Here is a 22389-nt window from a genome sequence, read left to right as displayed (position 1 = left end):
ATGTAGTATCGAATCAGGAGTCAGGAGTCAGGAGACAGGAGACAGAATTTTAGAATAAAATCATAGCTACCGTGATTGAGTAATCAATACTGCAAGTATTTATGCTTAATATTTAACTGAGAATTTGACTCCCAATCGAGGTAAATGAAGATAATTTATATAGTATAAATACCTAAGCAAGCTACGGATTTTATACTAATTTTTATGTTAAAAATTGAAGTGCGGAATGTGGGATAAAAACATTTACAGATAAAGGTTTTAGCCTTTTTGCTGCGAAAAAAAGTGTCAGCTTTTAGCTCCGAATCGCCCAAAATACTCACATTTTGAGCAGACAAAGACAGAAAAATTTAGCGACAATTCTTTCGACTGCCTTCTCTGTAATTCGCATTCATTCTGACTCCTGACTTCCCCTCCACCGGAGAGGTTAGGGGTGGGTTGAATCCTAAATCCTGACTCCTACCCTCCACAAAAATACTTTTTCAGCAAACCCTAATTAAACTTTATTTTTTACCGCAAACCTAACCAAGAAAAAAAATCTTGATGAGTAAATAATTCCAGTAATAACAAAATGAAAAATCCTAGCATAGCAAACCTACCATTGATTCTTTCTGCATAAGTATTCCAACCAAAAGCAGGTTCATTAGACTTGGTAGTTTCAACTTTTTTAGCAGATTCTGATGTGGATTGAGAAGTCAAATTTTCAGACATAATATTGATAGAATTTTATTAGCTTTGAAGATTTGGTAGTCCTGCATAGTAATATTTGAAGAACAAAACTTGGTATTTACCCAAACATTTATTCTCCCAGATATTCAACAGTATTTTGAGAATGGGTTGTGAAAAAATTATCGCTCCCCCTAACTTTTACCATTACTATGCACCACCACCAAAGATTTTTTATTACGGATAAAATTACTGAATTATCCCAGTAGATTTATTGTCCAATTTTTTTACTGATTCAATCAGCGATCGCACAATTTCAGTTCCCTCAGAAGGTTCAAAAGTCAAAGGAAACTTACCTTTTGCCAACATTCTTAATCCTAATGGACCCAAACTAAATAATCCTTGAATATCTCTAAAATAGTTACCCACTACCTGAATACCAAATTTTCGTTCATCAATCCAACCCCCGTCTTTAACCAAATCAATTAATACTTTTCGATGGCGAATAGATCGACTAGCTTGTTTATCTTGACGATCAAGAATTTCTTGTTTAATTTTACCTATTTGATCCATAGGTGCTACTTCCATAGGACAAACAGAATTACAATAATAACAGCGGGTACAACCCCAGACTCCTGCTGTGTCAAGATTATATTCTTCTAATCTTTTCTCTATTTGACTGTCACGAGAATCAGCAACCATTCTATAAGCTTTGGCCAAAGCGTGTGGACCAACAAAATCTGGATTAACTTCACGAGCATTACATTCAGAATAACAGGCTCCACAAAGAATACAATTACCTGTTTGATTTAGTTTATCCCGTTCAGTGGGAGTCTGTAAAAATTCTCGTTCTGGAATTTGTCGTGCTTTTGTGCTGATATAAGGTTCAACTGCTTCTAGATTTTGCCAAAAACTGTTCATATCTACTACCAAATCTTTAATTACTGGCATATTGCCCATAGGAGCAATAGTTATTTCTGGAATAGATTTTTCAGTAGTATTAGCATAATTATTATTACTATTATTAGCTATTTGTTGTATTCTATCTACTTCATTTCTAATATTTTCTTTACACGCTAAAGCTGAACGACCATTAATTCTCATTCCACAACTACCGCAGATAGTATTACGGCAATTTTTACGAAAAGCTAAACTACCATCTTGCTCCCATTTAATCCGATTAAGGCATTCTAAAATTGTATTGCCTGGTTCAACTTCTAAGGTGTAAGTTTGAACTCTAGGAGTAGTATTTTGATGTTGACGAACGATATTAAAACTGACTTTCATTGATGATAAATTCAAGATATTTTGTACTAGCTTAAGAGCTGATTTGTAAACTTAGTTAAAACCCTGATTTAATCGAACTCTCAGGGATTTAAGCATTGTTTGGTTGTAACTCCCAAAACCTTTGGTATTGCAAGGAATTCAGCCTCTTGATATTTACTTTATAAATCAGCTCTAATTGTGTTTTTTTTAGATGGCGTTGCTGATGGGTGGCTATGATTTTTCTTCAATGGCGATAATGTTCAGCATCGCTACTACGTTTTCCTAGGTCATGCTGCGCAAACATATCGTGCAGCGAAACGCCTAGCTATTAACTGAAAATCATTTTATATTTTGCCAAATTTAAGTTTCATAGCTTGATTGAGCAACACCTTTTAGATAATACCAAATCCAGCGATAAAAGCAGATTTTTCTCATCTCCCAATCCTTGATTTAGCAATGGCTGTAACTTTCAAAAATACCCTTTTACTAAGGCGGATTTTGTATAAAACAAGATTAGCATTAACTATTAATTTTTTTGTTCCGATATTATTTTTGTTTTACTACACTTCCATGAGTTTTTCGGTAGTCGGTAGTAGGTTTTAGGTTTTAAGTTTTAGCTTGTAGATGAAAAACGTTTACTTAAAATCTATTATTTGTAATATTTGCACAAACAATTGGGTAGAAATATCCACATTTCACCTGCGTTGTCAACAATTTTTGGGGTTGAATTCCCATTAAATTGAAATATTAACCTACCGTCTACAACTTTCTTCAATATCTTCACTGTCGTGACTGTACAAAATAACAAAACAACAGGTTACAAGAAAAATCTTCAACAATTAATAATTAATAATTAATAATTAATAATTAATTATTACCTCTCCTTGAAAATAAGAGGATTGACCCTTAAGGAAATTTTTTCTCTTCTCTTGGTAGATTGGATATAGCCTTCCCTTCGGGACTTTAGGGAAAGTAGATCCTAAGAATGTAGAGCAGCTCCGCTTGTTCCATTTTTCATGCTGCGCTTTCCATGTCGGCGAGGTTGAGCTACTCTGTAAGAGGCTAGGCTTTAACGTAGTTGTGCGAAGCGCAAAACGACCGGTTTTCTCATTTAAAGAATAGGATTTAAGCTCAATTTTTCAGTAAAACTTAAAATTAAAAGTTAAAAGCAAAACTTGAGAATTTATGGAGTAATTATACTGATTATTGACCAGAGCAAAAATCTCATTTTATCTTAAATGTAAAATCATAGTAATTCCTCAATTGTAGTGAATATTGTGATTGAATTAGATAGAATTTCATATTCAAGTTAATAACTACTTAGTAACTTAGCCATCAGATCGGATTAGTCCTACCCATAGCTACCAGTAATAATTTATGTATATTAGCTTCATATCTGAAAAACCCGGAAAAATTGACAAATAAAAAACATGATAAAATTATAGAACAGTAACAAAAGCCAATAAAACAGTTACATATTCTCCTAACCAGACCAAAAAATAATTAAGGTCTATCTTATGAGTGACAATATTATACCCCAATTGCCAAAAGCACCTCTATCCCGTCGCGTAGCAGCATTCAGTATAGATGCTGTAGTAGTTTGGTTTTTGAGTGCCATAATTAGCAATAATTGGTTCACGTTTATTTTATTTTTTATGGTACTTTGGATAATAACACGAGTACTAGTGGTCTATAAAAACTATGGTCAGAGTATAGGTCACTATGCTCTAGATATGAAAGTTTTAGATACTAGATACCAAAGAAATCCAGGTATCCTAGAGTTATCAAAGCGAGAAGGAATTTTAGCATTGTCTGGGGCATTGGCCATGTTAGGAATTAGTAATTTAACATCAGGAAATGCTGCTGTCTTACTACTAATAATGCCTTTATTTTTGGACTTTACAGTAGCTTTAGTAGATATTGAAAGGTATCAACAAGCTTTCCATGACAGAATAGCTCAGACAATAGTAGTAGGGACAATGCGTGGTTACTCCCTAGATATTAAGGTAAAGTGGCTAGTTGACGAAGCCAAGCGCTATGTGAGAAGATAGTAATTTGTGTCTAACATTCATGGAAACTGAAAAATGGCTAAAGGAGTCAGAATTGTTATTACACTAGAATGCACAGAGTGTAGAACAAATTCCAATAAACGTTCACAAGGTGTGTCTAGGTATACAACAACTAAAAACCGCAGGAATACAACCTCAAGATTAGAATTGAAGAAATTCTGTACTCACTGTAATAAACATACAGTTCACAAAGAAATTAAGTAAAAATTCAGTGAGTATTAAAAATAGTAAGTAAATAACTAAAACGTAAACAAAAATAACTAACAAATAATTAGAAATGGCGAATTACTTCCGTAAAAGAGTATCACCAATTAAACCAGGAGATCCAATCGACTATAAAGATGTGGAACTACTAAAGAAATATGTTACAGAAAGAGGTAAAATTCTGCCAAGAAGAATAACTGGTTTAACTTCAAAACAGCAGAGAGATTTAACGAAAAGTATCAAAAGAGCTAGATTAGTAGCTTTATTACCCTACGTTAATAGAGAAACCTGAAGATAGAGTGTTTGAGATTTGAGATTTTGGAAAAATCTGAAAAAGTTAAATATTAAGAAAAAAGCCAAAGTCAAAAAATCTCAAACTAAACTAGCAAAAACCACAACCCAAGCCAAGGCAATTGAAAATTTATAGGGATATATAAATAAGGAAAAGTGGAGAAGGGAAAATTAATTGAATTTAGATTGCATGGAGAACGGCGACTAGCCATAGCAGAACGTCCAGATGGTAAAAAAAACTGGGTCGTGGTGGAAGCAAATGGTCAATCTCACAGCATACCTCCAAAGCAAATCAGTTATGAAGTAGCAGGAGAAAGTTACAAATCATCAGAAATTCCCAAATTTCTTCAGGAAGTAGAAACTTATATAGACCCTTCAAGTATAGAATTAGCATGGGAACTACTGGTAGAAGAAGCAGAAACAGTAAATCCAGAAGAAATGGCCTTACTGCTATTTTCAGAACAAACACCAGCCCAATGTTACGCAGCATACATATTACTATCAGACGATAAACTCTACTTTAAGCAAAAAGGCGATCGCTACGAACCCCGACCTATAGCTCAAGTAGGAGAAATCAAACATCAGCAAGAAGTCCAAAAACAAAAACAACAAGAACTAGAAAACTTTTTACTCCGGGTGCGTAACCGACTAGCAGGAGAAGAGGTAGAGTGGCAACCAAGCGATTATAACCGCCTAGATGTAATAGAAAAATTGGCGACTTATGGAGAAGAAGCTTCTAATCGTACCCAGGCAATGGATACCTTGGCAGTCTTAGAATTACCCGAAACTCCAGAAGCAGCGTTTAAACTATTAATGGATCTAGGTATATGGAGCGAACATGAAAATCTATTTCTGCGACGTAGTCAGATTCCAAAACATTTTTCTACCAAGGTACTAGAAGTGGCTCAAAGCTGCCTGCAATTTCCCCCGCCAGATCCAGACACAAACCGTTTGGATTTAACTCATCTAAAGGTCTATACCATAGACGATGAAAGCACAAAAGAAATAGATGATGGCCTCAGTATCGAATTTTTAGAAAACGACCGACAAAAGATATGGGTACATATTGCTGATCCGACTCGCTTACTTACTCCTGGTGATGAGTTAGACCTAGACGCAAGGCGAAGAACTACTACATTATATTTACCCACTGGTATAATTCCCATGTTCCCCTCAGAGTTGGCCACAGGACCAATGAGTCTGATTCAGGGACAAATTTGTAGTGCTTTGAGTTTTGGCGTTATTTTAGATGAAAGTGGGGAAGTTGTAGACTACAGTATTCACGCTAGCTTAATCAAACCTACCTACCGTCTGACTTATGATGATGTAGATGAAATGTTACAGTTACAGATTAAGCTAGAGCCAGAAATTCATGTTCTCAATCAGTTGGCTAAACAAAGATTTCAGTGGCGACAGTCACAAGGCTCTATTAGTATATATATGCCAGAGTCAGTGATTAAAGTTGAGGGTGAGGAAGTAAAAGTAGAGGTATTGGATGATTCACCATCAAGACAGCTCGTGGCAGAGATGATGATTATGGCAGGAGAGGTTGGGGCAAAATATGGTCAAGAAAATAATATTCCACTTCCTTATCGCAGTCAACCTCAACCGGAACTTCCACCAGAGGCCGAACTAATATTATTGCCTGCTGGGCCAGTTCGCTCTTGTGCCATGCGTAGATGTATGCCTAAAAGTGAAATGGGGATTATACCAGCTCGTCACGCTAGTTTGGCCTTAGAAACTTATGTTCAGGTTACTTCTCCGATTCGGCGTTATAGCGATCTATTGGCTCACTTTCAAATTAAAGCTCATTTACGAGGAGAGGAGTTACCTTTTAGTCGAGACCAGATGCAAGAAATAGTAATGAGTTTAGTTCCTGCTGTCAAAGAAGCTTCTAGTGTGGAAAGATTTACTAACCGTTACTGGGGATTGGAATATTTGCGACGTAATTCTGATGAGGTTTGGCAAGCATTGATAATTCGGTGGTTGAAAGAAGAAATTAATTTAGGCTTGGTGTTATTGGAAGAGTTGGGGTTAGAGTTGGCGATGAGGTTTGGTCGGTCTGTCAATGTGGGCGATCGTCTAGAGGTAAAAGTTGCTCATGCGGACCCTCGTAAAGATGAGGTGATATTCCAGGAAGTAATTACGACTGTAGCAGAGGCGGCAGCGAATTAGAGTGGAGGAGTAGGGGAGTAGGGGAATGGGGAGAATTTTTCTACTTTTTTCCCTCGTTGCATAAATGCTGGATAATTTTAATAGTTTTGTGGAATGGGCATCTTGCCCGTTCGCCCTAATTATGATGATTTATAACGCGAGCAAGATGCTCGCACTAATTGTTCTAACTAACCTGACAGTTGCTATATTTTTGAGATTAAAATCAACATTTTTACAGATATATAAAGGTTATTTAATACCTTTTATGTAAGTAAAAATGCCAAAGAAACTTAATATAGCAGTCGAAGGAAAGGTTAGGACAGATCGACAGCTTAAAACTCAGACAAAGCAATATTTTTCCTTCTTCCCTCTTCCTTCTTTCTTCTTCCTTCTGCTATATATTAACTTAACTATAGTTGGTATTAAAAAAAAGGGATTAACCATCGTTATTTGATTCCTGTTTAAGGTTAATTATAAGCCTCAGTAATGTGTCTGCCTCAGATGAGTCGCAGTCAAACCCCCTTTATAGAATTATTAAAGCGCTTAATCTTTTGTAATAAGTACCTCTACACTACTCCTATCAACATTTTTTTACTTTTGGTAACTAAGATGTATACCTCATAAAAGTTGTCGGTCACATAGAGTTTAATTAAAATATTAATAGAGGAATAAATTATTTGAACAGAATTCCTTTAATAATATAGATGGATAATAAACAACTATAAATCAGTAAATGATTATCAGGGATCAATGTGATATATATTATTGATCGTTAACAATAAAAGTTTTTAAAAGGCAAAAATATAGTGATTTGCCTTGAATATAAATTTGTGACAAAATTCTATCCAAGCTGCACCGTGACGTGATGAAACAGCTTAATTTTAGGAGAAATAAAAGCAATGCTAAAAACAGTAACAATTCAAAATAAGACTTTTACTGCTAAAGAGAAAAGCTTAGTATTGTGGTTTGATGAAGTTAATATTAATGACATTCCTTTAGTAGGAGGTAAAAACGCATCTTTAGGAGAAATGATGCAACAACTTACCCCCAAAAACATCAATATTCCTAATGGTTTCGCTACCACTGCTTACGCCTATCGTTACTTCATCAAATCTGCTGGTTTAGAAGCAAAACTGCGTCTACTATTTGCCGACCTTGATGTTGAAGATATGAAAAATTTGCAACAACGGGGCAAAAAGGCGCGAGCATTGATAATGAATACACCCTTTCCAGCAGAACTAGAAAAAGCGATCGCCCTCAGCTATGAAACCCTTTGTTACCTCTACGGTCAAGACACAGATGTTGCCGTGCGCTCCAGTGCTACTGCCGAAGACTTGCCAGATGCCAGTTTTGCCGGACAACAGGAAACTTACCTCCATATTCACGGGGTCAAAAATGTACTTAAAGCAGCCCATAAGTGTTTCGCATCAGTATTCACTGACCGTGCTATCTCCTACCGCACTATCAACGGTTTCGACCACTTCGATGTTGCCCTCTCAGTTGGGGTGCAAAAAATGGTGCGCTCTGACCTTGCTACCTCTGGTGTCATGTTTTCTATAGATACCGAAACTGGGTTCAAAAATGCTGCCCTAATCACAGCAGCTTATGGTTTAGGGGAAAATGTCGTACAAGGCGCAGTCAACCCCGATGAATACTTAGTATTTAAACCAACTCTCCGGGAAGGTTTCCGTACTATTCTCAACAAACGCCTGGGCACTAAAGCTCTGAAAATGGTTTATGATGGCGGTAATTCGATTAAAAACGTACCCGTACCAGAGCGACAGCAACAAAAGTTTGCTCTAAGTGATGATGAAATTCTGCAACTTGCCCATTGGGCGATAATTATCGAAGACCATTATTCCCAAGTACGCGGTAGTTATACGCCGATGGATATTGAATGGGCAAAGGATGGCATAACCGAGAGTTTATATATAGTTCAGGCGCGACCAGAAACAGTGCAATCTCAAAAATCTGAGAATATGCTGCGTAGTTATCAGTTGCAGGAGAAAGGGAAAGTGTTGTTAACAGGTCGTGCTGTGGGTCAGGCGATCGGTCAAGGTAAAGTGCGCGTTATTCTGGATACCCATAACATTTCTGAATTTAAACCAGGGGAGGTGTTAGTAACTAACAAAACTGACCCCGACTGGGAACCCATTATGAAAAAGGCTAGCGCTATAGTTACTAACCAAGGTGGTCGTACTTGTCATGCTGCAATTATTGCGCGGGAGATGGGTATTCCGGCGATTGTTGGTTGCGAAAATGCTACGAAACTATTGTACAATAGTCAGGCGATAACTGTTGACTGTGCTGAGGGAGAAGTGGGGATAGTTTATGATGGGTTGCTCCCGTTTGAGGTTGTGGAAACAGTATTGGATGATTTGCCAGAAACTCGCACTCGCATTTTGATGAATGTGGGCAACCCAGAGGAAGCTTTTCGGTTATCGGCACTTCCTGTTGATGGTGTGGGTTTGGCTAGATTGGAGTTTGTAATTGCTAATCATATTGGGGTGCATCCTTTAGCATTGCTGCATTTTGATGAAGTGGAAGATGAGGCGGAAAAGGCACAAATTTCTGATTTGACTATGGGATATGAAAATAAGGCAGATTTCTTTATCGATCGCCTAGCTTATGGGATGGGAGCGATCGCTGCTGCTTTTTATCCGAAACCTGTGATTGTGCGGATGAGCGATTTTAAGAGTAATGAATATGCCAATTTATTGGGAGGGAAACAGTTTGAACCTGATGAAGAAAATCCGATGATTGGTTGGCGGGGTGCGTCTCGTTATTATCATCCTAAATATCGGGAAGCATTTGGTTTGGAATGTCTGGCGCTGAAGCGAGTGCGGGATGAAATGGGATTGGCAAATGTAATTCCGATGATTCCGTTTTGTCGTACACCTCAAGAAGGAATGAAGGTTTTAGAGGAGATGGCTAAGTATGGTTTGGAGAGGGGTGACAATGGTTTGCAGGTTTATGTGATGTGTGAGTTACCGAGTAATGTGATTTTAATCGAACAGTTTGCTGAAGTGTTTGATGGATTTTCTATTGGGTCGAATGATTTGACTCAGTTGGTGTTGGGTTTAGACCGAGATTCGGCATTAGTAGCAGATATTTTTGACGAACGCCATGATGCTGTGAGGCGAATGATTAAGATTGCGATTACTATTGCTCATGAGTGTGGGCGTAAGATTGGTATTTGTGGTCAGGCGCCGAGCGATCATCCTGAGTTTGCGCAGTTGTTGGTAGAGTTGGGGATTGATTCTATTAGTTTGAATCCTGATTCTGTGTTGAAGACTCGGTTTGAAGTGGCGAAGTTGGAGGGGTTAAGTAGGGCTTGCTGAAAAAGTCTTTTTCAGGAGTAGGGGAGTAGGGGAGTAGGGGAGCGGGGGAAATGATTTACAATTAGCAACATCTAAATAGAGCGAAAATAAATTATATTAGCGTATCTTTGTATTAGTTATTATAATTTTGATGTTCAGGCGATCCCTATAATTTTTCAAGCGATCGCCTAGATTAATAGACGCTATATATAGTGTATGTGCGTAAGTCCTGTATATGTTGGTCTCTCAATCTATTACCTTTATTCACTCTATCTAGGCTGATAAACATAGCCTTATTGGTATCTCCAACATATCTAAACCTGGCATCTAGCCACACTTTCAAAGCATTAATAGTATTAGGGTTTAGGGTTATTCGTTCCTTGTCAGCTCTGCCTTTACCCATAACCCATAAATAGCGATTATGCTCCGCATCGTTACCACGAACGCCATCCCAATCATCAAGACTAATACTGACAACTTCAGCACGTCTCAAAGCGTTGCCCCATAGAAGCTGCAATATAGCGTAATCTCTCTTGCCAATTAAGGTTGAGCGGTCTGGATGCAGCAACATTTTATTAATCCAATCTGGTGAGACTCCTGTGGTATCTCTATACTTTTGAATACCCCTACTGCAAACCAAAGCTTCAGAAGTCAACACCCAATCACAAGCCACTATATCATTGCTGAATTTAACTAAAGCCTTTATGCTGCCTACTTTACGAGAGATTGACGACATCTTGAGACCGCGTTCTACTAGATGGTTTTTCCACTTCAAAACTAATGCAGTTGCTTCTACTTTGGTTAAGCTTAGGAACTCCTTAATAGTTGCAGGAGTTGGCTGCATATCAAAAAATCCGAAAAAATCTTTTATGTCGCTAGCATAAGCACGTTTAGTCTGAGGCGATCGCTTGTGGTCTAACATCTCCTGATAAATGTCCCTTTGGCCTCTGACAGCTTCTAAATGGCTGTCAAATGACGATGTTTTAGTAATTTCTGTCATAAATGGATGTAAGAATATTATAGGCATATAATATCAAATTCGCTTTGCCAATTTATTTATAAAAAATTTTTTTTACATTGTTTTCAGTATATTTACGCAATTATTAAAAATTCAATGAAGTTTGCTAAATCGTCTTGACATATAAAATTGGGGGGGGTACGATCATGTAAGGTAAAATTATTATAAGTGTTTTTTTTACATTTTTTTCACACACATACAGGTACAATGAACATGAATTTCAGCAACATAAGCAAGCAGATCCTGACAGCTCTCGGCGCGACGACCGTTTTCTTTGGAGCCGCCTTTTCCCTCTTTCTCGCCCCAGCCCAAGCAGCATCATTTACCACCACATTTACCACTACCCAAGGAGACGTGACGTTGACGTGGAGTGGTGAAGATGCGACTGATGACACAGACAATCTGATTACCTTTGATGAGTTGTACGGGGAAATGACTCTAGTATGGGATGGCACGACATACGAGTTGGGGGACGTAGATGACCCAGACAGATACCACTACCGCAGTTTTACATATAATTTAGACCTAGGCAAAATAGATTTAGATACCCTGAATGTGGGCGATGTAGTAGACTATGTTAACTTTTTTGATGTGAATTTTTATGCTACAAGCGATAATAGGATTGAATTGAATGCGGCTGTAGCGGGTGAGAGCCATGTCTATATTTCTCAAGAAACCATAAACGCAAACCCGGGGGCAGGTACAGACACTACAGTAGTAGCAGCGACCCCGGAACCGAGCCTCACATTAGGTTTGATCGCACTTAGCGGTTTAATGCTAGCTGGAACAAGAAATACTAGAAAGGTAAAAGCCTAACGGAGAAGAACTCAGGAGTCAGGAGAAGGAAAATTTTCCTTCACTGATACCTGACACGGAAGGAAGTTAGAAGTCAGAAGTTAGAAGTATTTTTCCTCACGGGGTGACAAATTATTTAGATGAACTTGCCCTCGCACCAGTAATAATCGGTAGTGCATCAACAAAGTGTGGGATAGGTAATTAGATCATTCCACTTCCAAGGAGCGATCGTCAACCCCGACCTTTGGGCAGCAGTATTGTTCTTGCGAGTATGAACCCAGATCCAATTAAAGTAGGCGATCGCTAACCTAACTGTTATCTCTGTCTGCTCCCAGACCTTACCAAATTTATTCTGTCGGCGATGCCAGCGACCTATCTGCTGTCGGACAATACCATTAGTTCGCTCCTTATGTTGAGTCTGGTCTTTACCGATAATATGTTTGACTTCTGGAGGTAAAACTCGTTCATACCCTCCCCAATCATCAGTATGCCACTGTTTACAGTTAGTTTTCCCTTCTGTATTGGTGATTAATTCTGTGATGAACTGGTCAGTGTGTTTACCGACACGAGTGGCCAAAATTAATCCCGTTGATGATGCTTGAGTCATCCCAATCCAACAATCCCCTTGTGTCAATTCATTGATCTCAGAGTGTTTTTGTTTTTTTGAACAAATGACCAAAATTCGTCACTACTGATTTGTGAGGTTTCTATATTCTGTACATGGGCATTATGAATCATTTGCCCTTTTTGAGAAGCTGCTCTGATCAAACTAACCACTGTATTGTAGGCTAGATTCATTGTACGACTAATTCCTCAGGACTTACGCAGGTGAACCCAGAAACCCGGTTTCTCGTATACGTTTACTGTTCAAAACAAGGATTTCTCGTAGAAACCGGGTTTCTTTGCGTAAGTCCTAATAATGATAAATGTTGGGTTTCGCTGTCGCTCTACCCAACCTACATCAAAATTTTAACTATCCATAAGCAATTTTCCCTTCTGCCTCCTGCCTTCTGCCTTCTGCCTTCTTCAATGAGAATGTCTTTCTAAAGCTAACTGAATTAAACAGTCTACTAACTCAGAAAAAGGAATGCCACTAGCTTTCCAAAGCATAGGATACATACTTGTCGCAGTAAAACCAGGCATGGTATTAATTTCATTAATAAAAATTTCCCCTGTTTTCTCCACATAGAAAAAATCTACTCTAGCTAAACCCGCAGCATCCACAGCTAAAAATGCTTGAGTTGCCATTTCTTGAATTTGAGCAGCGATCGCTTCACTGACTCGCGCTGGAATAAATAACTCTGCTTTTCCTTCTGTATACTTAGTTTCATAATCATAAAAATCACTGTCAAAAGTAATCTCTCCCACCACAGAAGCTTTCGGCAAATCATTCCCCAGCACCGCACATTCCAACTCTCTCGCTTCTACACCCGCTTCAACAATAATGCGACGGTCATAACTAGCAGCATTATCCAAAGCAGTTTCCAATTCCGAGCGCGACCGCACCTTAGCAATACCCACTGACGAACCTAAATTAGCAGGTTTAACAAAACAGGGATATCCTAAAGCTGCCTCAATATCATCGCACAGTTTGGGAAACACACAAGGATTAGACCAAATCTGCGATCGCGTCACTGCCTGATATTTTACCTGGGGCAAACCTGCTTGAGCAAAAGCCATTTTCATCGCGATCTTATCCATACCCATTGCGGACCCCAAAACCCCAGACCCCACAAATGGAACCTGCATTAACTTCAGTAAACCCTGTATAGTACCATCTTCGCCATTGGGACCGTGAAGCACTGGAAACCACACATCTATCTGAGCTGCTTGAGGAGGAGTTTGCCAGAGGTAAGACGAGGTTTGAGAAGCAAGAGAGGAGGTGGTTTCAGTCTCGGAACTATCATTCTGATTTCCATCTATAAGCGGCAATGATGGTAGGTTGCCAGACTCCAAAACTTGTTGAGAAAAATCAGTTGCTTGCCAACGACCATCTTTTTGAATGTAAATTGGCATCAATTCGTATTTGTCTGTATTTTGACCTTGAGTTAAAGCACTAGCGATCGCTTTTGCCGAATTAAGGGATACTTCATGTTCCCCGGAACAACCACCAAATAATAAACCTACTCGTAATTTTGTCATTATTTAGATTCCTTTAATAGAATTTTATTGCTGATAGATTATCATATTCAGGTTAATCAGTCATGATCAGAAAAATTCAGGAAAGTTTATTTCTACCTTGATTCTTGACTATACCTATTGCAAAAGTCAAAATTAAATCTTTTTTCCTCCTTTTGTTATCTACTTCTGTTTGATGTTAACTGTGTCTTTTTCGCTTTTAATAGTTGGTGCAAAAATTTGAACATTCCTTTGTTTTTAATTTCGTAGATATTGAGGTTAAGTGTTCCACAAAACTGTAAATAAATCTTCATTTTTGAATAACAAATAGTTCATATAGTATTGAAAATTTACCTTGTTTTTCTTTTGTAAAAAAATTAGCTTAATCATCAGCAATTTATGAAATATGTAAAAATCAGCCATTCATTATTTATTAATAATACATCTGGTAAAAATCCAAAATAAAATCAATTATTATCCATAAATTATCAATTATTTCCCCCTACTCTGTAGGGACGTTGCATACAACGTCCCTACTGCCTCTTTTCTCGAGATGTCTATTTATTAACTGATTATCTGAAATAAAATCAAGAGGCCATATAGGAAATAAATTATTCAAAATTTAAGATTATATTCATGGGAGTCAACAGTGTAGATGTGATATATAAAATTAGATAGTCGATAATCATATATTTAGGAGTTAATAATGATGACTAACGACGAATTTCAGATATTGACACAGCAACGTAATGCTAAACTTGCTGCAGTTTTGACCGAGATAATTGATAGTGAATGGAATCGAGTTAGTAGGCAACTAGATGCTCTTGATACTGATTCTAATGATGTTACTAAAGCAGCAATTTTAGTGGGACAATTTCAAATATTAGATAAATTGAGGTTAGCATTATCTGAAGGCAGTCTAAGTTCTGATTATGAAATAGAAGCTATATGGCGTTCAAAATTAATTCAGCGTGTTATAGAAGGTTTTAATTTAGATTTAGATACTCACACTCCACCTCGAAAATATAAGAGCATAGCACAACAACTGGCAGAAGCTTGTGGACTAGAAGTAATTAGAGATTAATTCTACAAATATAAATGTTATAATTTGATTAAGATTAACTAATTATTTAAATCAAGTAGCCCGGTGAGTTGTAGAGGTAACAACTTCCGGGCTAAGTTATAATTTTGCTTAATCGGATTTATTAATAAGAGTAAAGACAATTATGGAAACTAATACTAACAAATTTAATTCAAACATTATTCGACAGTGGGCTAATTTAATAGGAATTATTGCTGCTTTTTTTCTGAATGTTTATGTTAATCTTGCTCCTCCTGGTGGCAAAACTATTGGTGAAATTTCTAACACTGTATTTGAGGATGTTTTGATTATTCCGGCTAGTTATGCTTTTGCAATTTGGGGATTAATTTATTTGGGTTTAATTAGTTTTGGAATTTATCAAGTATTACCAGTACAAAGAGAAAATCCGATTTTACAGAGATGTGGATATTTTTTAGTAGGTGCGAGTCTGGCACAAATTATCTGGGTATTTTTATTTCAATATCAATTATTTACTTTTTCAGTTTTGGCAATGTTAGGAATTTTAGGTTGTTTAATTTGCTTATATCTAAGTTTAGGAATTAGTTATGAAAGAGTGCCCAAAAAAGATAAATGGTTAGTTCATCATCCGATAAGTATATATTTTGCTTGGATTAGTGTGGCAACAATTGTGAATATAGCAAGCGCCCTACATTACTTAGGTTGGAATAGTATAGGGCAAGTTGCAATAGTTTGGACAATAGTTATGTTAATAATTGGAGCAATTATTGCAGCAATTATTAATATACAAAAGCAAGATATTGCTTATCCTTTAGTATTTGTTTGGGCACTTGTAGCTATTATAATTCGTCATTTAGATATGCCAGTAATTGCAGTTACTGCTGGAATTTTAGCTTTAGGGTTAGTGGTTTTAGTTTGTGTAAAACTTGTCTCAATCAGATTAAAATAGAATTAGGTTAAAAAGCGTTTCCTGACGGAATGCTTCGCAAACAGATACCATTATCTATGTACTACCTTTTTAAGCTAATAGCTAATAGCTAATAGCTAATAGCTGATAGCTAGTTAAATTAAGTAAAACTTGAAAAAATAATATGGCAAGAGGAGAGCAAATATATACTCTTAGAGAGTTTCTAAATATAGATGGTGTTTACGAACATCATGGCATTGACTATGGTGATGGAACAGTTATTCATTATCGCAAAGGAACAGAAACTATTGAAAGAACTTCTAAAGAATATTTTACTGATAGAAGAAAAGTTTATGTTAAACGTTACCCAGTTCGTTATATTGCTGATACAGTCATTCAAAGAGCAGAAAGTAGACTAGGAGAAAGAAAATATAATATTGTTTTTAATAATTGCGAACATTTTGCTACTTGGTGCATAACTGGAGTTAGTCACAGTCAACAGGTAAAAAACTTTATTCCTCTGCTTTATCACATTAATGTTGAGCAAATATCAGAACCAATTAAACAAGCAATTTTAGGAGTAAAAACTGACGTAGATACTGCCGAATTGGTCAACAAAGCTTTAGCGGATATAAAAATAGCTTGGGAAAATATTCAACCAGAATATAAACAAGTTAAACAAGAAATAAATACCTGGCAAAAAGTAGCAGTGGCGGCGGTAAAACAAGACCGGGAAGATTTAGCTCGTGCAGCCTTAATGCGTAAGAAAAAACATCAACAACGTGCTGATGAATTAGAAGCTAGTTTGCAGAAATTGGCAACCATGACAGAAACACTTTTAAGAAGCCAAGATTTAATTGGTAAAAGTTGATTTTATTTGATTAAAAATCCATCATTAAGATGTATTTGTTTCCCCTTATTCCTGATGGAATTTTTGAATAAGATCAGTTTGTTGAAGAAGGCAGAAGGCAGAAGGCAGAAGGGAAAATGGAATGGGGATAGTCTTCGACTATCAGTTATTAGTACTTCTGCAATAAGGAGACTTTAAATCTGGAATCTTCTCTTTTTTTATCCCCTTAAAACAAAACAGGAGGCTATTGACAATAATTTTTCGCTCAGGATTCAGGAGGGAATAAAGAAGGAAGAAGCAAGAAAAAAGAGGAATAAAAGAAGAAAGTTTTTTGAGCAGTAATTATCCGGACATAATATTATTAGTCAAAAGAATATTTTCTTTAAAGTATGCATGATCGCCCTTACTATTCGTAACATTCTTTTTTTAAAATAGTATAATTTCTAATGCCAAGAGTGATAAATGTTTGCTAAATTTTATTGAATAGGGGAGTAGTTCAACAATTAATAATTAATTATTACCTCTCCTTGAAAAGAAGAGGATTGACGCGGTAGGAATTTTTTTTTCTCCTTTAAAGGAGAGGTTTTAAATCTTAATTATTCGGTAATAACGTTGCATAAAACATCTATCAAAAAGGAATAAGTAAGACTTAATTTTTAGTAAAAGAGACATCATGCGTAAAGTTTTTACTTCACTCAAATTATTTGTAATATTGTTTATTTTATCATTGGTATGAGCTAATGTAAAAAAAAGTCATGGGAAGTTCATATACAGTTATTAATGTCTGAAAAACAGCGCCGTATATTCCGTAAAGAATCTTTAGAACGGCTTTCTTCCCCAGAACGACTAGACCAATTAATGCAAGTAGTTACTCTCAAAGATTGGCTACCTTTAGCAACATTAGGTAGTCTAGTAATTCTGGGTTTATTATGGAGTATTTTCGGCAAAATACCTATTACTATTAGTGGAAAAGGAGTATTAATTCGCCCCCGACAAGTAATAGAATTTCAGTCAGCGATCGCTGGTAGATTACAATCTTTAAATATACAAGATGGGCAGTGCATAAAAAAAAATTATGTACTGGCAACTATCGATCCATCTCAGCTTAAAAAACAATTAGAATTACAACAGAATAAACTAACTCAATTAGAATCTCAAGCTCAAGATACCCAACAACTACAAAATCAACGAACTCAACTCGAAATAGAAGCTTTAGCAGGAAAAAAAAACAGTTTAGAACAACGCTTGAAAGATACTCAGGCAATAGCGCCAATACTACAAAACGATACTTTAAATGCCATTCGAGAACAACGTCAGAGTTTAGAAAAACGTTTGTCAGACCTAGAAACAGTAACTCCCGCATTAAAAGAGAAAAAATTAGAGGCGATCGCCAAACAACGAACTAGCTTACAACAGCGTTTACAAGATGCTAAAGCACTAACTCCTGAGCTACAAGAAAAACAACTAGCAGCACTCACTGAACAAAAAGTTGCCCTGGAACAAAGGTTAGAAAATACCAAAGCTTTAACCCCTATTTTGCTTAATCAAAATGAAGTAGCATTGCAACAGAAACGAGAAAGTCTACTGCAACGTTTACAAGATGCACGAGAGTTAGCTCCTACTTTTGAAGAGAGACTAAAAAGACGTCAAGACTTATATGAACAGGGAGCTATTTCTGAAGATACTCTACTGCAAAGCAAACAAGAATATCAACAAAATCTGCAAAATATTACAGAAATAGAAGCAGAGCTAAAACAACTAGAAGTAGAACGAACAGAAGCTATAGAAAAATATGCACAAAACCTCAATAATATCAAAGAAATTGAGACTGAATTAGCAGAATTAAAAGTGCAGGAAGCAGAAGTTAATCAACAATATTTAGACAACCTCAATACTATTAGAGAAATTGAAACCCAAATCCAAGAATTAGATTTACAAATAACCGAAACAGACGAACAATTTTTAGAGAATACCAACAAAATTAATGAAATTAAAACTCAGTTACAAGAACTCAAACTGCAAGAAACAGAAACAAAGCAAAAATTTTTAGAAAATCAGAATACAATAACTCAAATAAAAGCAGATTTACAAGATTTAGAGACTCAGAGAAAACGTTTAGAACAAGAAAATTTAGAAGCAGTTAATACACGCAAAAATCAAATAGAAGAAGTTAAACGAGAAATTGCTCAATTAGAAAAACAAATTGCTGATAATAGTAAAATTCTTAGTCCTGTAGATGGATGTATTTTGGAAATTCAAACAACTCTCGGACAATTTGTTAATCCAGGTACAACTCTAGGTAAAATTAATATCAAAGGAAAATCAGGAGAACTACAAGCAGTCAGTTATTTTGCTGTTTCAGATGGTAAACGCATCACACCAGAAATGGAAATTTTAATCACTCCTGATACCGTAAAACGGGAAAGGTTTGGTGGAATTATCGGCAAAATTATTTCTGTATCTGATTTTCCTGTAACAAAAGAAGGTGCAAACTTTGTAGTAGGAAATTCCGAAATAGTAGAAAATATTATCGGCGAAAGTGGAGGAAAAATTGAAGCGATCGCTCAACTAAAATTGGACTCCAATACCTTTAGTGGTTATCAATGGTCTTCTTCAAAAGGACCTCAACAAAAATTAACCGCTGGTACAACCACAACAACACGAGTACAAGTAGAAGAAAGAGCGCCTATTACTTTTGTTTTACCAATTTTAAGGGAGTGGAGTGGGATTTGATTTTCAACTTGATTTTCACCTAGCGGTTACTAATACCAAGTTCAGACAATCAACTATTTATCCGAACTTGATATTAGCAGTCAATCAGAAATAATTGCAGGGCAATTCATGATCGACATCCCTAGTAGTCGCAATTATTGCATACAGGCGATCCACAATCATCAAAATCATTCGGAAAACCATCCTCACGAAGAGCCAAATTATTGCCATCAGGATCGCAAAAGAAGGCGAGTACCGTATAACCGTCCCCCGCGTTGCAAAGTGGCCCAACTTCAACCCCTTGTTCCTCTAGGTTACCTACCGCTTCCTCAATATCATCTACAGCGATCGTAGCAGTTGCTTTTCCAGATTGAACAGGGGTACTCTGACTCAGGCCAATTTGCGTTTCAGGAAAATCTTCATAGTAAAGTTGCACATAATAAGGGAATGCGGAACTCTCATCATTGACGATCATATCAAGTTTTTCCTCATACCACTGAGCTGCCTCTCCTCCATTACTAACGTTAAACCGTATCAACCATCCTGTTGTATAGGTTCCGCCAGGCCCAGCAAACGCTGGGGAAGTCACCCCCGAAAAGCCAAATAGGACAAAAGTGAAAGCAAATAGAGCGATAATAGCTGTCATCAACTTTCGGTGAGCTTTTGTGTGGTTCACTTTAGTTGAGTGAGGTCCATTATTTGGTGTCATATAGTTCTCCCACATTTTTGTGTGCAAAGCTGAACATTTATATCCTATATCTAAAAGTTAGAGACTTTTTGTAAAGTTTTGTAAAAGAAAGCGTTGGCGGAGCCTAGCAGCAGCTATTTTGTGGTTGGTCTAATAGTCAGGCAATCGCATAAGATGACAGTGAAGATCGCTACAACTATTAAACATCTCCGGAAAATCAACTTGCCCTTTATTTACTAAAAACTAACTAGGGTTGTAAAAGTTACTCACAAAATCATTTTCCGTATTTTTTTCCTAAAAACATCTTCCTTGTTCCCTACTGTTACAAAAAGTCTACATCTTTTTCAACAGATGTCTATTATATAGCACTACCCGTTCAAGTTAGGATATTTTCCAATGCTGAAACCCTTTGAAAGTCAACTATTCCCTGTTCCCTAGCGCGTAGCGCCATATATAGTCGTAAGTACTGTATTTGAGATGCGAAATGTAGGTTATAAAATTCGCATCAAATGCTAGACTGTTTACTAATTATTACTACTTATGCCCCTATTTTTTCAACAACCACAGAGAAAAACAATATGACTTCAACCACCCCGCCAAGACAACAACCAACCCATACAGCATCATTGATAGATATTGGGCTGAATAATTTTCAAATCTGGGCACTTCAACATCCAGAAAATATCTTTAGCAAAGTCTTGCTGCCAATAATTATCTTCATAGAAGGTTTAGTAGCAAATATTCCTACATACCTAGACCAGAAACGCCTAGTTTTAGGACCAAACTTTTGTTGTGCTGGCCAGGTAGTAATGGGAGAATTTGAAGCCATAGAAACAGCATTGACTTCTCCTCAAGCTCGAACATGGCATTTAGGGACTACTGTACTAGAAGCAAATCATTTGCCTAACCAAGATGTAGGTGGCAGAAATGTTTTCCTACTAGCACTTTCAGACCAAGAAGCAACAGGTAGTAATAGCCATGAAGCTTTCCGTAGATGTTTACAGGATTATATTCTCAATGACTCCTCAATAGCACGTCAGCAAGATGCGATCGCCAGACAACTTATTGAAAAGTTAGCAGCAGATTATATAGATATGCCTCACGGCCCTGGTGGGGCTTTCTTTAGCGAGGATAAGCGGGGTTGGAAACGGTTTCTGATTGAATATCTTCACTATGTTTTATTTCAGTTAGACCCTAACGATCAAGCTACAATGGACTTCCTCACAGATTTACACTATACACGCCAGGGTACACTGCGCTACTTTGCAGGTGTTAGTACTATCTTAGAGGAGTTAAACATATTTAGGCATGGAAAAATTTCAGAGTCCATCGAGCAAGCAGCAACCATATATGAAAATTCTCCTGTATTAGCCAACTTTAACGAACAGAGCGATCAGTATAATGGCATGACAAGACGAGAATTAGCCAAACTGATGACATCTATTATGAGTATAGCCGCTTTACAAGGTCCTCTACATCTTGGTCAAACTGCTATGGGCGATCGACCTCTTCCCGCCTACAAAGGTAGAAATACATCTGAAATTAACCCTACTCATTATTGGGATGAACTCGACCTAGACAACCGAGAGTCTGTGCGACTCTATCTCCTAGAATGTTCCCGTCTCTGGGCACCCGTTAGTGCCTCCCATAGAATAGCAACCGATACTTTTACAGTGACAATAGCTGGCAGATATAGAACTTTTCCTACTGGTACAAAAATATTGATTCCTATGAGCTTAGGATTGTTAGACGAGAGCTTTTGGGGTCCGACAACCTATCAATTTGATGCCAACCGAGAAAATCTTTGCCCTTTCCACATGGGTTTCCATTCTGTAGGCGATCGTAGTGCTGGACGCATCTGTCCTGGTAAAGATGTAGCAATGAATATGCTTGTGGATGTCACGATCGCTTTAGGTAAGGTACGACGTTAATTTTTCGCCCAGGGAACAGGGAACAGGGATAATGCAGGGCTGTTTCATTCTCGATAGACACGGGGACGCACCAGACACGGAGACACGGGGATGGAGGCTTTTAATTTATGATTAAAAGTTGACTTTTCACCCAAAGAAGTATAACAGCCTATAACTTTCTCCCCATAAGGCTTTGAGAGAAGTGCAAAAATTTAGAATGAAACAGCCCTGGGAATAATGGAAGTTGACAAGGTAATTGTTTTATGTTATGTAAAAGTGTGAATTGGGAAAATCACAAAAGTGTTAGCTCCCAAGATGTTGAAAAATCTCTGATTTCAAATAAACTCAAAATCAAATAAAAGTC

16 protein-coding genes and 1 pseudogene are annotated in these 22389 nt (G+C 37.1%); 11 read left to right on the top strand and 6 right to left on the bottom strand.

What is annotated here, in order from left to right; translation table 11 throughout:
• Positions 1 to 507 precede the first annotated feature (507 nt).
• A complete protein-coding gene (locus F6K23_RS00870) occupies positions 508 to 708 on the bottom strand; it encodes a chlorophyll a/b-binding protein (RefSeq protein WP_293149614.1) in 201 nt (66 codons plus the stop codon).
• A gap of 204 nt (positions 709 to 912) precedes the next feature.
• Positions 913 to 1950 (bottom strand): succinate dehydrogenase/fumarate reductase iron-sulfur subunit, encoded by a 1038-nt coding sequence (locus F6K23_RS00865; protein ID WP_293149612.1) that lies wholly within the window; start codon positions 1948 to 1950, stop codon positions 913 to 915.
• Between the two features lie 1496 nt (positions 1951 to 3446).
• On the opposite strand from F6K23_RS00865, the gene F6K23_RS00860 reads away from it, so the two are divergent.
• From F6K23_RS00860 to ppsA, 5 genes are all read left to right on the top strand, one after another.
• Entirely contained in the window at positions 3447 to 3980 is a 534-nt protein-coding gene (locus F6K23_RS00860) for an RDD family protein (protein ID WP_293149610.1), read from the top strand.
• Positions 3981 to 4013: 33 nt separating this feature from the next.
• Positions 4014 to 4202, top strand: coding sequence for a 50S ribosomal protein L33 (rpmG, locus tag F6K23_RS00855; protein ID WP_124147576.1), 189 nt, complete (start codon positions 4014 to 4016; stop codon positions 4200 to 4202).
• 73 nt (positions 4203 to 4275) lie between these two features.
• A complete protein-coding gene (gene rpsR / locus F6K23_RS00850; RefSeq protein WP_124147575.1) occupies positions 4276 to 4494 on the top strand; it encodes a 30S ribosomal protein S18 in 219 nt (72 codons plus the stop codon).
• Between the two features lie 155 nt (positions 4495 to 4649).
• The gene (locus tag F6K23_RS00845; protein WP_293149607.1) at positions 4650 to 6668 is read left to right on the top strand and encodes a ribonuclease catalytic domain-containing protein; all 2019 of its coding nucleotides are present in this window, start codon (positions 4650 to 4652) and stop codon (positions 6666 to 6668) included.
• An 878-nt stretch (positions 6669 to 7546) separates the two neighbouring features.
• The gene (gene ppsA / locus F6K23_RS00840) at positions 7547 to 9988 is read left to right on the top strand and encodes a phosphoenolpyruvate synthase (RefSeq protein ID WP_293149605.1); all 2442 of its coding nucleotides are present in this window, start codon (positions 7547 to 7549) and stop codon (positions 9986 to 9988) included.
• A 172-nt stretch (positions 9989 to 10160) separates the two neighbouring features.
• On the opposite strand, the gene F6K23_RS00835 is transcribed toward ppsA, so the two are convergent.
• On the bottom strand, positions 10161 to 10994 hold the full coding sequence (locus F6K23_RS00835) for a site-specific integrase (RefSeq protein ID WP_293149603.1): 834 nt from the start codon (positions 10992 to 10994) through the stop codon (positions 10161 to 10163).
• A gap of 345 nt (positions 10995 to 11339) precedes the next feature.
• Between F6K23_RS00835 and F6K23_RS00830 the strand changes: the two genes are divergently transcribed.
• Positions 11340 to 11801 carry a hypothetical protein gene (locus F6K23_RS00830; protein ID WP_293149601.1) on the top strand — a complete coding sequence of 154 codons (462 nt, stop codon included), beginning with the start codon at positions 11340 to 11342 and terminating at the stop codon, positions 11799 to 11801.
• A gap of 157 nt (positions 11802 to 11958) precedes the next feature.
• Here the strand turns inward: F6K23_RS00830 and F6K23_RS00825 are convergent.
• Both F6K23_RS00825 and F6K23_RS00820 read right to left on the bottom strand, forming a co-directional pair.
• Positions 11959 to 12593, bottom strand: a pseudogene (locus F6K23_RS00825) (IS1 family transposase); the annotation flags it as partial.
• Positions 12594 to 12806: 213 nt separating this feature from the next.
• A complete protein-coding gene (locus F6K23_RS00820; protein ID WP_293149599.1) occupies positions 12807 to 13922 on the bottom strand; it encodes a D-alanine--D-alanine ligase family protein in 1116 nt (371 codons plus the stop codon).
• Positions 13923 to 14604: 682 nt separating this feature from the next.
• Between F6K23_RS00820 and F6K23_RS00815 the strand changes: the two genes are divergently transcribed.
• The 4 genes from F6K23_RS00815 (at position 14605) to F6K23_RS00800 (ending at position 19448) form a co-directional block, all read left to right on the top strand.
• Positions 14605 to 14982: a hypothetical protein gene (locus F6K23_RS00815; RefSeq protein ID WP_293149597.1), complete on the top strand. Its 378-nt coding sequence runs from the start codon at positions 14605 to 14607 to the stop codon at positions 14980 to 14982.
• Between the two features lie 142 nt (positions 14983 to 15124).
• Positions 15125 to 15907 (top strand): tryptophan-rich sensory protein, encoded by a 783-nt coding sequence (locus F6K23_RS00810; RefSeq protein WP_293149595.1) that lies wholly within the window; start codon positions 15125 to 15127, stop codon positions 15905 to 15907.
• Positions 15908 to 16049: 142 nt separating this feature from the next.
• Positions 16050 to 16736, top strand: coding sequence for a lecithin retinol acyltransferase family protein (locus tag F6K23_RS00805; protein WP_293149593.1), 687 nt, complete (start codon positions 16050 to 16052; stop codon positions 16734 to 16736).
• Between the two features lie 759 nt (positions 16737 to 17495).
• Complete coding sequence (locus F6K23_RS00800; protein WP_293149591.1) at positions 17496 to 19448, top strand: NHLP bacteriocin system secretion protein; 1953 nt, start codon at positions 17496 to 17498, stop codon at positions 19446 to 19448.
• Between the two features lie 121 nt (positions 19449 to 19569).
• Here F6K23_RS00800 and F6K23_RS00795 read toward each other — a convergent pair whose 3' ends face one another.
• Entirely contained in the window at positions 19570 to 20151 is a 582-nt protein-coding gene (locus F6K23_RS00795; RefSeq protein ID WP_293149589.1) for a VOC family protein, read from the bottom strand.
• 542 nt (positions 20152 to 20693) lie between these two features.
• Here F6K23_RS00795 and F6K23_RS00790 point away from each other — a divergent pair.
• Entirely contained in the window at positions 20694 to 22046 is a 1353-nt protein-coding gene (locus F6K23_RS00790; protein ID WP_293149587.1) for a cytochrome 450, read from the top strand.
• Positions 22047 to 22389: the final 343 nt, after the last annotated feature.

The organism is Okeania sp. SIO2C9 (assembly GCF_010672455.1).
GTDB lineage: Bacteria > Cyanobacteriota > Cyanobacteriia > Cyanobacteriales > Microcoleaceae > Okeania.
Note: the sequence above shows the minus strand (reverse complement) of the source record. Positions and strands in the feature narration are given on the sequence as shown.

Coding starts and splice junctions, on each gene's coding strand:
- F6K23_RS00870 (WP_293149614.1), bottom strand. CDS start 708: ATGTCTGAAAATTTGACTTCTCAATCCACATCAGAATCTGCTAAAAAA.
- F6K23_RS00865 (WP_293149612.1), bottom strand. CDS start 1,950: ATGAAAGTCAGTTTTAATATCGTTCGTCAACATCAAAATACTACTCCT.
- F6K23_RS00860 (WP_293149610.1), top strand. CDS start 3,447: ATGAGTGACAATATTATACCCCAATTGCCAAAAGCACCTCTATCCCGT.
- rpmG (WP_124147576.1), top strand. CDS start 4,014: ATGGCTAAAGGAGTCAGAATTGTTATTACACTAGAATGCACAGAGTGT.
- rpsR (WP_124147575.1), top strand. CDS start 4,276: ATGGCGAATTACTTCCGTAAAAGAGTATCACCAATTAAACCAGGAGAT.
- ppsA (WP_293149605.1), top strand. CDS start 7,547: ATGCTAAAAACAGTAACAATTCAAAATAAGACTTTTACTGCTAAAGAG.
- F6K23_RS00835 (WP_293149603.1), bottom strand. CDS start 10,994: ATGCCTATAATATTCTTACATCCATTTATGACAGAAATTACTAAAACA.
- F6K23_RS00820 (WP_293149599.1), bottom strand. CDS start 13,922: ATGACAAAATTACGAGTAGGTTTATTATTTGGTGGTTGTTCCGGGGAA.
- F6K23_RS00815 (WP_293149597.1), top strand. CDS start 14,605: ATGATGACTAACGACGAATTTCAGATATTGACACAGCAACGTAATGCT.
- F6K23_RS00810 (WP_293149595.1), top strand. CDS start 15,125: ATGGAAACTAATACTAACAAATTTAATTCAAACATTATTCGACAGTGG.
- F6K23_RS00805 (WP_293149593.1), top strand. CDS start 16,050: ATGGCAAGAGGAGAGCAAATATATACTCTTAGAGAGTTTCTAAATATA.
- F6K23_RS00800 (WP_293149591.1), top strand. CDS start 17,496: ATGTCTGAAAAACAGCGCCGTATATTCCGTAAAGAATCTTTAGAACGG.
- F6K23_RS00795 (WP_293149589.1), bottom strand. CDS start 20,151: ATGTGGGAGAACTATATGACACCAAATAATGGACCTCACTCAACTAAA.
- F6K23_RS00790 (WP_293149587.1), top strand. CDS start 20,694: ATGACTTCAACCACCCCGCCAAGACAACAACCAACCCATACAGCATCA.